This is a genomic window from Streptacidiphilus sp. ASG 303, from assembly GCF_020991365.1.
Classification (GTDB): Bacteria; Actinomycetota; Actinomycetes; order Streptomycetales; family Streptomycetaceae; genus Peterkaempfera.
In genome coordinates, this window is the sequence record NZ_JAJLRA010000004.1 from 350,381 (window position 1) to 362,360 (window position 11,980).

Consider the following 11,980-nt stretch of genomic DNA (forward strand, 5'->3'; position numbering starts at 1 on the left):
CCGCCCCGGACCAGGCCCGCCGCGCGCCGGTCCCTTCCGCCGCCCCGCCGGCCCGTTGGTCCCCCGGTGTGAAGGCCGTCCGCCCCGATGGCCGGGATCAGCACGCCATTGGAGGATGTCCCCAGTGGTGGCGACTGCCGCCGACGACGCCGTCGCCGGTGCCGCTGGTCTGTTGTGATCAAGGGTTGGTCCTTACAATCCTCGGCATTCGGCCGGTACCGCACAGGTCCGGCCGGATGTGTTGCAACGCCCGCACTGCCGAGCAGTTTTGTGCGCACCGCTCAGGTCGCGGCTGTTCCAGCGGTTCCGCCCCGACCTCCCGGCCCGACGCGGCCGGCGGCGCCGACGTGCCAGACGTCAAGGAGGACTGATGGCGGGGCTCAATGACACGGCAAGCACGTACGCAACGACCCGGACCTTCCACCCACCACTCGCCGACGCCGCCTCGGGCGTCACGGCCGCTCTCACCGGACGCAACCTGACCCTCGTGGTCGTGGTCGCCGCCGTCGCACTCGCCGCCCTCGGCGTCGCCGCGATCCTGGTCCGCCAGGTGCTCGCCAACGACCAGGGCACCGACGCCATGAAGCGGATCGCCGCCGCGGTCCAGGAGGGCGCCAACGCCTACCTCGCCCGCCAGCTGCGCACCATCGCCGTCTTCGCCGTCGTGGTGTTCCTGCTGCTGCTCCTGCTTCCCGCGGACACCGGGAGCCAGCGCATCGGGCGCTCACTGTTCTTCCTGGTGGGAGCCGCGTTCTCGGCCGCCACCGGCTACCTGGGCATGTGGCTGGCGGTCCGCAGCAACGTGCGGGTCGCCGCGGCCGCCCGCGCCGCCACGCCCGCCGCCCCTCCCGCCGGGGCCGCCGCACCCACGGCCGCGGGCGGCCCCACCGCCGCCCCCGACGTGCGGCTCGTCTCCCACCAGGCGATGCGGATCGCCTTCCGCACCGGCGGGGTGGTCGGCATGTGCACGGTGGGCCTCGGCCTGCTGGGCGCGTCCGCCGTGGTCCTGATCTACCGGGCCGACGCGCCCAGGGTGCTCGAGGGCTTCGGCTTCGGCGCCGCACTCCTCGCGATGTTCATGCGCGTCGGCGGCGGCATCTTCACCAAGGCGGCGGACGTCGGCGCCGACCTGGTCGGCAAGGTCGAGCAGGGCATCCCCGAGGACGACCCGCGCAACGCCGCCACCATCGCCGACAACGTGGGCGACAACGTCGGCGACTGCGCCGGCATGGCGGCGGACCTCTTCGAGTCCTACGCGGTCATGCTGGTCGCCGCCCTGATCCTGGGCCGGGCCGCCTTCGGCGACGACGGCCTGGCCTTCCCCCTGGTGGTCCCGGCGATCGGCGTGGTCACCGCGGTGATCGGCATCTTCGCGGTGTCGCCCCGCACTAGGGACCGCAGCGGCATGACCGCGATCAACCGCGGCTTCTTCATCTCGGCGGCGATCTCGCTGCTGCTGGTGGCCGCCGCCGTCTTCGCCTTCCTGCCGTCCAGCTTCGCGGCCCTCCACCACGTGCCGGCGGCGATCAGCAGCCACGACGGCGACCCGAGGCTGTTCACCCTGGGCTCGGTGGCCGTCGGCATCGTGCTGGCGGCGGTGATCCAGCAGCTGACCGGCTACTTCACCGAGACGACGCGCCGTCCGGTGCGCGACATCGGCCGGACCTCCCTGACCGGCCCGGCCACCGTCATCCTCTCCGGCATCTCGGTCGGCCTGGAGTCGGCGGTCTACTCGGCGGTGGTGATCGGTGCCGCCGTCTACGGCGCCTACCTGCTGGGCGGCGGCTCCATCGTGCTGGCGCTCTTCGCGGTGGCGCTGGCCGGCACCGGCCTGCTCACCACGGTGGGTGTGATCGTCGCGATGGACACCTTCGGCCCGGTCTCGGACAACGCCCAGGGCATCGCCGAGATGTCCGGCGACGTGCACGGCGCCGGGGCGCAGGTCCTCACCGAGCTCGACGCGGTGGGCAACACGACGAAGGCGATCACCAAGGGCATCGCGATCGCCACGGCGGTGCTGGCGGCGACCGCGCTCTTCGGCTCGTTCACGGACGCCATCGCCACGGCGGTGGACGACGTGGGGCCGGCCGCCCACGGCAACAGCCTCTCGCTCTCCATCGCGCAGCCCAACAACCTGGTGGGCCTGCTGCTGGGTGCGGCCGTGGTGTTCCTCTTCTCGGGCCTGGCCATCAACGCCGTGTCCCGGTCCGCGGGCGCGGTGGTCTTCGAGGTGCGGCGCCAGTTCCGCGACCACCCGGGGATCATGGACGGCACCGAGACGCCCGAGTACGGCCGGGTGGTGGACATCTGCACCAAGGACGCGTTGCGCGAGCTGGCCACGCCGGGCCTGCTGGCGGTCCTCGCCCCGATCGCGGTGGGCTTCGGCCTCGGCGTCGGGCCGCTCGGCGCCTACCTGGCGGGCGCGATCGGCGCGGGCGCGCTGATGGCGGTCTTCCTGGCGAACTCGGGCGGCGCCTGGGACAACGCCAAGAAGCTCGTCGAGGACGGCCACCACGGAGGCAAGGGCAGCGAGGCCCACGCGGCGACGATCATCGGCGACACCGTGGGCGACCCCTTCAAGGACACCGCGGGCCCGGCCATCAACCCGCTGCTCAAGGTGATGAACCTGGTCTCGCTGCTCATCGCCCCGGCGATCGTCCGGTTCAGCTTCGGCGCCCACGCCAGCACGGGCCTGCGGATCGGCGTGGCGGCGTTCGCGCTGGCCGTGGTGGTGGCCGCGGTGTACGTCTCGAAGCGCCGTGGCATCGCCATGGGCGACGGCGACGGCGGCGACGGCGGCCACGTCACCCGGTCCGCCGACCCGGCGGCGGTGCACTGATCCCCGAACGGGCCTGATCCCTGAACGGGCCTGACCCCCGAACGGGCCCGGCCCCGAACGGACCCGGCACCCGGACCGGCCCGGCACCCGGCCCCGGCGCACGGAGCGGGCCCGTCCGCACCCCGGTGCGGACGGGCCCGTCCCGTACGGAGCCCTCAGACCCCGATGTCGCGGCGCCGGAAGGCCCAGGCGCCCAGCAGCACCAGCACGGCGCAGACGGCCGCCAGCACCCCGGCGTGCGCCCACTGGAAGCCGTTCCGCAGCGGGTCGCCGCCGATGTAGTAGTGGAACGCGGAGAAGCGGCGCGTCCACCCCAGCCCCACCAGCGGCCCCAGGGCGTTCGCCGCGTACGACAGCACGCCGACGGCCGCGGTTGCCCCGAAGACCGTGCCGCGCCGCCCGACGAAGCAGCCGATGCAGAGCGCGAGGGCGCCGAAGAACGCGCCGAACAGCGCCAGGTTCAGGCACTGCGCGGCGAAGGCGGTGACCGGGATGCCGCCGAGATCGGCGGGCCCGCGGACCGCCAGCATCATCAGCAGGACCCCGCCGGCGACCGCCGCGGACCCGGTGGCCAGCGCCGCGTACCGCTGGAGGACCAGCCGCACCCGGCCCACCGGGTGCGCCAGCAGCAGGTCGAGGTAGCCGGACTCCTCGTCGCCGGCGACGGCGCGGGCGCCGGCGGCCGCCCCGTGGAAGAGCGCCAGCAGCGGGACGACGAGCCCGAACGGCGTGGAGCCGAGGTAGCCGGCCGCGCTGGACAGGTCCTCCATGTGGAAGGCCTGCCGCAGGCCCTCGGGGAAGCTCCGGGTGAGGTCCCCCATGGAGCCGCCGATCTGCGGGTAGAAGCTCGCGTACATCGCCCCGGCGAGCGCGGTGCCCGCGGTCCATCCGGCGAGGGCGCGCCGGTTGTCGCGCAGGGCCTGGCTCCACACGGTGCGGGGCAGCCGGCCGTGCGGCAGGGCCTCGGGCGCCTCCGGAGTCCTGGCCGCCTCCGGGGCCTCAGGCATCCGTGACGCGGTCATCGCCGCCTCCGTTCCGGTAGTACGCGAAGAACAGCTCCTCGAGGTCGGGCTCCTCGCACAGCAGCCCGGTGACGGTGTGCCGCGCGGCGGCCTTGACCAGGGCGTCCGGGCTGCCGGCGATCCGGCAGCGCAGCCGCGGCCCCTCGGCCACGACGTCGGTCACGCCGGGCAGCCCCTCGAACTCCCCGGCCGGGGCCGGTCCGTCGAAGTGCAGCTCCACCGTCCGCACGGCGCGCTCCCGCAGGGAGGAGACGGTGTCCACGGTGACCAGCCGCCCCTCGCGGATGATCGCCACCCGGTCGGCGACGGCCTGCACCTCGCTCATGACGTGCGAGGACATGAAGACGGTGCGGCCCTCCGCGCGGGCCTCCCGGACGAGGTCCAGGAAGACCTGCTGGACCAGCGGGTCGAGCCCCGAGGTCGGCTCGTCCAGCACCAGCAGTTCCGGCTCGTGCATGAAGGCCTGCACCAGCCCCAGCTTCTGCCGGTTGCCCTTGGACAGCGAGCGGATCCGCGGGGCGAGCTCCAGCCCGAGCCGTTCCGCCAGTGCCGTGACCCGCCGCTCGGGCACCCCGCCGCGCAGCGCCGCCAGGAAGGCCAGGCACTCCCGCACGGTCTGCCGCCCGTCGACGGTGAAGTCGCCGGCCAGGTAGCCGGTGCGGCGGTGCAGCTCCACCGCGTCGCGGCGGGGGTCGAGTCCGAGGACGACGGCCCTCCCGCCGCTGGGCCTGATCAGGTCCAGCAGGAGCCGGATCGTGGTGGACTTGCCCGCACCGTTCGGCCCCAGGAAGCCGAACACCTCGCCGCGCCCGACGTCGAGGGTCAGGTCGACCAGGCCGCGTCTGCGGCCGTAGGTCTTGGCCAGCCTCTCCAGCTGGATCGCTTTGTCCATGGATCCGATCCTAGTGAAGTTTCAGTAATGATTGAAGATTCGGAAGCGTTAGGATTCCGGTACGCGATCCGGTACGCAGCCCGGCCGAGGGAGGGCCCACGATGACCGACATGTCCGCGACCGCCGAGCGGCTCGCCCTGGTCCTCACCCAGGCGGGGATGCAGCGGATGGCGGCCCGCGTCATGTGCGCCCTGCTCTTCTGCGAGGAGGAGACCACCACGGCGCCCGAGCTCTGCGAGCAGCTCGGGGCCAGCGCCGGGGCGGTCTCCGGCGCCCTGAAGACCCTGGTCTCCCTCCGGCTCGCGGAGCGGATGCCCGCCCCGGCCGGCGACCGCCGCGACCACTACCGGCTGCGGCCCGACGGCTGGGCGGTCATGACGTCCAGCCGGGACCACCTCCTCGACACCATGCTGCGGACCGCCGACGAGGGCATCGAGGAGGTGGGCGAGGACAGCCCCGCGGGGCTGCGGCTGCGGGAGATGCGCGACTTCTACGCCTACATGCTCCGCGAGATGCCCGCCCTGATCGACCGGTGGCACGAGCAGCGCCGGGTGCGCTGAACCGGGCGCGCCGAGGGGTGCGCCGAACCTCGCGCGGGCCCGGGACCGGCCTCCCGGACCCCCGCCGCGACCGCTCCGCCGTGTAGGTTCCCAGGCGGTGCACCCGCACCCGCCGCCGAACCGAAGGGGAACACTCCGGTGAAGATCAAGCTGCTGGCCCTGCCCGCTGCGGGCGCCCTCCTCGCCTTCGGCGCGGCGGCGTGCACCGGCGGCAGCGACGACACCGCGCAGCTGGACGCCTGGGCCAAGAAGCTCTGCGGCACCGCCGGGGCCCCCTACGCCCGGTCCCAGGACGCACAGGCCGACCTCGGCCGGGTCCGGCAGGGCGAGAGCCCGGACGACCTGCGCAAGCGGCTCTCCGCCGACATGGCGGCCCAGGCGCAGGCGGCCCGGCAGATCGCCGCCGCCCTGGACGGGGCCGGGGCGCCGAAGGCCGACGGCGGCGCGCAGCTCCAGCAGCAGGTCCTGCGGGGCCTGCGCGACGCCGCCGCCGGCTTCGGGCAGGTGCAGCAGAAGGTGGACTCGCTGCCCACCGACGACCAGGCCAGGTTCGCCGACGGCCTGAGGAGCGTCAAGGACCAGATACAGCAGCCGGCCCAGCTCTACGGCTCGGCCGTCCGCAGGCTGCAGGCCGGGAAGACGGGCGAGTCCATCGCCAGGCAGCCCGGCTGCCTGGCGCCCGCCGGGGGCTCCGCCCCCGCCCAGGCGCCGTCCGGCTCCCCCGCCGCGTCCCCGTCGTCCGCCGCCCCCCAGGGCTGAGCCCCCCGGGCTCCGGACGGACCCCCGGGCTCCGGACGGACCCCGCGGCGCGGACGGGCACGGCGTGGACGGGCCCGGCGCGGACGGACCCGGCGCGGGACGCCGGTGCCGGTGCCGGTGCCGGGAGGGCAGGGTTCCGGCGCCGGGGGCAGGGGCCGGGCGCCGCGGAGTGGGTCCTCGGCGCGCGGCCGGGGAGAATGGGCGCGTGACGACCAGCGACGCCCCCGCCGACCCCCGCCTCCCCGCCCCCGACCCGGCCCGCGCCGCCCGGCTCCGGGAGGCGTTCACGGCCGCCGACTTCACCGCCGACGGCTGCCTGGAGCTCCTCGGCGCCACCGCGTACGCCGCCCTCGCCCGCAGCGAGACCGCGCCCGCCCTGCGCGCCACCCGGGGCGGAAGCCCCCTGGAGACCCTCGTCCGGCTCTTCCTGCTGCAGCAGTCCGTGCCCTGGGCGCAGGCCGCGGCGGCCCTGCCGGCCGACGACTGCCTGGCCGGCGGCTGGCTGCTGCGGGACGGCGACGCGGTGCGGGCCGCCGTGGACGTGCGCCCGTACGCCAACGAGGTCGCCGGGGCCGACAGCGCCGACGCCTGGGTGGTCTCCGACCTCGGCTGCGCCGTCGGCGGCGCCGGCGGCATCGGCGCCGCCGGCGCCGCGACGGGCGTGGACCGCCGCGACCTCGTCCTGGGGGTCGGCGGCGCCTCCACCACGCTCGCCGGCATCACGGTGCGCCGGCCCGCGCGCGAGACGCTCGACCTGGGCACCGGCTCCGGCGTCCAGGCCCTGCACGCGGCCCGCCACTCCGGCCGGGTCACCGCCACGGACGTCAACCCGCGCGCCCTGCACTTCACCCGGCTGACGGCTGCGCTCTCCGGGTTCGGCAACGTGGAGACCGCCGGGGGCAGCCTCTTCGAGCCGGTCGCGGACCGCCGGTTCGACCTGGTGGTCTCCAACCCGCCGTTCGTGATCTCGCCCGGCGGCCGGTTCACCTACCGCGACGGCGGCCTGCCCGGCGACGAGCTGTGCCGGCGCCTGGTGCGCGGCGCCGCGGACCACCTGGCGCCCGGCGGCTACTGCCAGCTCCTCGCCAACTGGCAGCACGTACGGGGCGAGGACTGGCACGAGCGGCTCGCCGGCTGGGTCGCCGGCACCGGCCTGGACGCCTGGGTGGTGCAGCGCGAGGTGCAGGACACCGCCCAGTACGCGGAGCTGTGGCTGCGCGATGCGGGCGACCACCGGGTCGGCGCGGAGCCCGGCGAGACGGCGGAGGAGGCCCGCGTCCGCTACAACGCCCGCTACGACGCGTGGCTGGACGCCTTCGAGGCGTCCAGGGTCGAGGGGGTCGGCTTCGGCTGGATCACGCTGCGGGCCTCCGGCTCCGACCGGCCCGCCGTCCACGTCGAGGAGTGGCCGCACCCGGTGGAGCAGCCGCTGGGGCCGCACGTCGAGCGGTGGTTCGACCGCCAGGACTTCCTGCGGACACGGGACGACGCGGCGCTGCTGGCCGCCCGCTACCGGCTCGCCCCCGAGGTGGTGCAGGAGCAGGTCGGCGCCCCGGGCGCGGAGGACCCCGAGCACGTGATCCTGCGCCAGAACCGCGGCATGCGGCGCGCCACCAAGGTCGACACGGTCGGAGCGGGCTTCGCGGGCGTCTGCGACGGCACCCTCGCCGCGGGCGACATCGTGGACGCCATCGCCCGTCTGCTCGGCGAGGACCGGGTGGTGCTCCGCGACCGGGTGCCGCAGTCGCTGCGGCTGCTGGTCGAGCAGGGCTTCGTCGAGCCGGTCGGGTCCGGGGAGGCCGCCGGCGCCTGATCCGGCGGTACGGGCGCGGGCGCGGGCACGCCGCCCCGGGCCGGTGCCGACTCCCGTGGCCCCGGCGGTCCTCGGCCTCCGACGGCCCCCCGCAGCCGCCCCCGCCCGCGCGGCGGAGGCCGCCCGTCCCGCTCCGGGGGACCTGCGGTACGGAGGGCCGGGCGTGGCCCCGGCGGGGGCAGCGGGCCGGTTCATCCGTGCGTCGCCCGGGATTCGCCCGCGGGACGCCCCGGATCGGTGCGGCGTTGGCCCGGCCGCCGGATGCTGGACCCCGCACCCGCGCCGGCGGAGAACGGCCGCCACGGGCCGCGGAGGCCGCCGGCCCCGGCCGGGGCGCTTCGGCGGATCCGGCGGCTCCCGGGTGCGGCGGACCGCGGACGGGGAGGCGACGGGTGGAGACGCCGACGGCGGTGGCGGCGGGGACGGTCTTCGTGCTCTTCGGCGGCGCGCTGCTGTGGTGGTGCGCCGCCGAGGCACTCCTGCGCCGCCGTCTGCGCCGCCACGGGGTGCCCGCCGTCGCCCGCGTCCTGGCCGACCGCGGCCCGGCGGAGGCCGACGACCCGGCGCCCGCCCTGGCGTACGCGACCGCCGACCGCGACGCCCCCGTGGTCTCCCGCCCCCGCGGACGCACCCCGCTGCGGCGTCCCGCCCGGCTCTCCCCGGGCACGCTGGTCCCGGTCGTCCACGATCCGCTGCACCCCGGCCGGACGGCGGTGGCGGACGGGCTGCGCACCGCGCCGACGGACGTCTTCTGGACGATCCTCGGCGCGGCCTCCCTCGCGGCCGGCCTCGCCCTCGTCCTCTCCGCCGCCGGCCGCTGACCGGTCCCGGACCGCCTGCCCGCACCCGGTCCGCGCCCGCTCCGCGCCCGCTTCCCGCCCGCTCCGGCGGGCCGTTCCCCGGGCAAAGACCGTGCCAAGACGGCCCCTTCCCCTCCGCCGTGAGGGCGGTCCGCGCGGCACGAACCCCCGCCATCGGGTTACCGTTCGAGTGGCGTCGGTGGACCCCGCCGGTGAAAAAGCGGGATCCGTCCGTTTGACAAGGGTGGCCGGGGTACGGTCACACTCCGCAGTTGGGGGCGCGTCGTGCAGCGCGGCGGGCCCCGGCGGAGGCCGGGTCGAACGGCGCGGCCGACACAGGAGCCGCGCACCACCGGCCGGCCCACCACCCACGACCGGGAGAGAAGAGCAGAAGGTGTCCCCGACCAGCGAGACCGCCCGCGACGGACGTCGACTCGTCATCGTCGAGTCGCCGGCCAAGGCGAAGACGATCAAGGGCTACCTCGGCCCCGGATATGTCGTCGAGGCGAGTGTCGGGCACATCCGGGACCTCCCCAGCGGCGCGGCCGAGGTGCCCGCCAAGTACACGGGCGAGGTGCGCCGCCTCGGCGTCGACGTGGAGCACGACTTCGAGCCGATCTACGTCGTCAACTCCGACAAGAAGAGCCAGGTCGCCAAGCTCAAGTCGCTGCTCGCCGAGGCCGACGAGCTCCTGCTCGCCACCGATGAGGACCGCGAGGGCGAGGCCATCGCCTGGCACCTGCAGGAGGTCCTCAAGCCCAAGGTGCCCGTCCGCCGGATGGTCTTCCACGAGATCACCAAGGACGCCATCCAGGAGGCCGTCCGCAACCCGCGCGACCTCAACCAGCGCCTGGTGGACGCCCAGGAGACCCGCCGCATCCTCGACCGCCTCTACGGCTACGAGGTCTCCCCGGTGCTGTGGAAGAAGGTCGCCCGCGGCCTCTCCGCCGGCCGGGTGCAGTCCGTGGCGACCCGCCTGGTGGTCGAGCGCGAGCGCGAGCGCATGGCCTTCCGCTCCGCCTCCTACTGGGACCTCACCGGCACCTTCGCGACCGGCCGCGCCGGCGACGCCTCCGACCCGGAGTCCTTCGCCGCCCGCCTCACCGCCGTCGACGGCCGCCGCGTCGCCACCGGCCGCGACTTCGGTGCCGACGGCCGGTTGAGGGCCGCCTCCGCGCAGGTGCTGCACCTGGACGAGCAGGCCGCCCGCGCCCTGGCCGCCGGCCTCGCCGACGCCGCCTTCGCGGTGCGCAGCGTGGAGTCCAAGCCCTACCGGCGCTCCCCCTACGCGCCCTTCCGCACCACCACGCTCCAGCAGGAGGCCAGCCGCAAGCTGGGCTTCGGCGCCAAGCGCACCATGCAGGTCGCCCAGAAGCTGTACGAGAACGGCTTCATCACCTACATGCGCACCGACTCCACCACGCTCTCCGAGACGGCGGTGACGGCGGCCCGCGCCCAGGTGACGCAGCTGTACGGGCAGGCGTACCTGCCCGACGCCCCCCGCACGTACGCCAGCAAGGTGAAGAACGCCCAGGAGGCGCACGAGGCGATCCGCCCCTCCGGCGACCGCTTCCGCACCCCGGCGGAGACCCGGCTCTCCGGCGACGAGTTCCGCCTCTACGAGCTGATCTGGATGCGCACCGTCGCCTCCCAGATGAAGGACGCGGTCGGCCAGTCCGTCACCGTCCGGGTCGGCGGGCGCAGCGCGGACGGGCGGGACGCCGAGTTCGCCGCCTCCGGCAAGATCATCACCTTCCACGGCTTCCTCAAGGCCTACGTCGAGGGCGCCGACGACCCCAACGCCGAGCTCGACGACCGCGAGCGCCGGCTGCCCCAGGTCGCCGAGGGCGACCCGCTCGCCGCCGAGCGGATCACCCCCGAGGGCCACGCCACCAAGCCCCCGGCCCGCTACACCGAGGCGTCGCTGGTCAAGGAGCTGGAGGAGCGCGAGATCGGCCGCCCCTCCACCTACGCCTCGATCATCGGCACCATCCTCGACCGCGGCTACGTCTTCAAGAAGGGGACGGCCCTCGTCCCCTCCTTCCTCTCCTTCGCCGTCGTCGGCCTGCTGGAGAAGCACTTCGGCCGCCTGGTCGACTACGACTTCACCGCCCGCATGGAGGACGACCTCGACCGCATCGCCCGCGGCGAGGCCAAGTCCGTGCCGTGGCTGCGGCGGTTCTACTTCGGCGACGGCGACGTGGACGCCTCCTCGGCCGCCCACGCGGGCAACGGCGACGGCGACCACCTCGGCGGCCTCAAGGAACTGGTCACCGACCTCGGGGCCATCGACGCCCGCGAGGTCAGCTCCTTCCCGGTCGGCGACGGCATCGTGCTGCGCGTGGGCCGCTACGGCCCGTACGTGGAGCGCGGCGAGCAGCGCGCCGACGTCCCCGACGACCTGCCGCCGGACGAGCTGACCACGGAGCTCGCCGAGGAGCTGCTGGCCCGCCCCAGCGGCGACTACGAGCTGGGCACCGACCCCGCCACCGGGCGGCCGATCGTGGCCAAGGACGGCCGCTACGGCCCCTACGTCACCGAGATCCTCCCCGAGGACACCCCGAAGACCGGCAAGAACGCGGTCAAGCCGCGCACCGCCTCGCTGCTGAAGTCGATGTCGCTGGACACGGTGACGCTGGAGGACGCGCTGCGGCTGCTCACCCTGCCCCGCACCGTCGGCACCGACCCGGCGGACGGCCAGGAGATCACCGCGCAGAACGGCCGCTTCGGCCCGTACCTCAAGAAGGGCACCGACTCCCGGTCGCTGGAGACCGAGGAGCAGATGTTCACCATCACCCTCGACGAGGCGCTCGCGATCTACGCCCAGCCCAAGCAGCGCGGCCGCCGTGCCGCCGCGCCGCCGCTGAAGGAGCTGGGCGCCGACCCGGTCAGCGGCAAGCCGGTCGTGGTCAAGGACGGCCGCTTCGGCCCGTACGTCACCGACGGGGAGACCAACGCCACCCTGCGCAAGGACGACGAGATCGAGACCCTCACGCCCGAGCGGGGCTTCGAGCTGCTCGCCGAGAAGCGCGCCAAGGGGCCGGTGAAGAAGACCGCGGCGAAGAAGGCCCCGGCGAAGAAGACGGCCGCGAAGAAGACGGCGACGGCGAAGAAGACCGCCGCCAAGAAGACCGCGACGGCCAAGACGGCGACGGCGAAGACCGCGACGGCGAAGAAGGCCGCCGGGAGGACTGCTGCCCCGGCCGAGCCCGACACCGCCGGCCTTCCGGTCTCCGGGCAGGTCTGACGCCCCGGTGGGCGGACCGGCACCGGCCGGTCCGCCCACCCGCCGGGG

At 75.2% G+C, this 11,980-nt stretch carries 8 protein-coding genes; 6 read left to right on the forward strand and 2 right to left on the reverse strand.

What is annotated here, in order from left to right:
• Positions 1 to 370 precede the first annotated feature (370 nt).
• Complete coding sequence (locus LO771_RS08475; RefSeq protein WP_230649341.1) at positions 371 to 2,839, forward strand: sodium-translocating pyrophosphatase; 2,469 nt, start codon at positions 371 to 373, stop codon at positions 2,837 to 2,839.
• Positions 2,840 to 2,994: 155 nt separating this feature from the next.
• Here LO771_RS08475 and LO771_RS08480 read toward each other — a convergent pair whose 3' ends face one another.
• Both LO771_RS08480 and LO771_RS08485 read right to left on the reverse strand, forming a co-directional pair.
• Positions 2,995 to 3,846 carry an ABC transporter permease subunit gene (locus LO771_RS08480; RefSeq protein ID WP_230649343.1) on the reverse strand — a complete coding sequence of 284 codons (852 nt, stop codon included), beginning with the start codon at positions 3,844 to 3,846 and terminating at the stop codon, positions 2,995 to 2,997.
• Positions 3,839 to 4,753 (reverse strand): ABC transporter ATP-binding protein, encoded by a 915-nt coding sequence (locus LO771_RS08485; protein ID WP_230649345.1) that lies wholly within the window; start codon positions 4,751 to 4,753, stop codon positions 3,839 to 3,841. The genes LO771_RS08480 and LO771_RS08485 overlap by 8 nt, the downstream gene beginning before the upstream one ends.
• Positions 4,754 to 4,854: 101 nt before the next feature.
• On the opposite strand from LO771_RS08485, the gene LO771_RS08490 reads away from it, so the two are divergent.
• From LO771_RS08490 to topA, 5 genes are all read left to right on the forward strand, one after another.
• Positions 4,855 to 5,313, forward strand: coding sequence for a GbsR/MarR family transcriptional regulator (locus tag LO771_RS08490; protein WP_230649347.1), 459 nt, complete (start codon positions 4,855 to 4,857; stop codon positions 5,311 to 5,313).
• A gap of 138 nt (positions 5,314 to 5,451) precedes the next feature.
• Entirely contained in the window at positions 5,452 to 6,072 is a 621-nt protein-coding gene (locus LO771_RS08495) for a hypothetical protein (RefSeq protein WP_230649348.1), read from the forward strand.
• Between the two features lie 205 nt (positions 6,073 to 6,277).
• Positions 6,278 to 7,885, forward strand: coding sequence for a methyltransferase (locus tag LO771_RS08500; protein WP_230649350.1), 1,608 nt, complete (start codon positions 6,278 to 6,280; stop codon positions 7,883 to 7,885).
• A gap of 392 nt (positions 7,886 to 8,277) precedes the next feature.
• Positions 8,278 to 8,706, forward strand: coding sequence for a DUF3592 domain-containing protein (locus tag LO771_RS08505; RefSeq protein ID WP_230649352.1), 429 nt, complete (start codon positions 8,278 to 8,280; stop codon positions 8,704 to 8,706).
• 373 nt (positions 8,707 to 9,079) lie between these two features.
• Complete coding sequence (gene topA / locus LO771_RS08510; RefSeq protein ID WP_230649354.1) at positions 9,080 to 11,932, forward strand: type I DNA topoisomerase; 2,853 nt, start codon at positions 9,080 to 9,082, stop codon at positions 11,930 to 11,932.
• The last annotated feature ends 48 nt before the right edge of the window (positions 11,933 to 11,980 follow it).

What these genes read in the sequence shown, in the direction of transcription:
- LO771_RS08475 (WP_230649341.1), top strand. Translation starts at nt 371, where the DNA reads ATGGCGGGGCTCAATGACACGGCAAGCACGTACGCAACGACCCGGACC.
- LO771_RS08485 (WP_230649345.1), bottom strand. Translation starts at nt 4,753, where the DNA reads ATGGACAAAGCGATCCAGCTGGAGAGGCTGGCCAAGACCTACGGCCGC.
- LO771_RS08480 (WP_230649343.1), bottom strand. Translation starts at nt 3,846, where the DNA reads ATGCCTGAGGCCCCGGAGGCGGCCAGGACTCCGGAGGCGCCCGAGGCC.
- LO771_RS08490 (WP_230649347.1), top strand. Translation starts at nt 4,855, where the DNA reads ATGACCGACATGTCCGCGACCGCCGAGCGGCTCGCCCTGGTCCTCACC.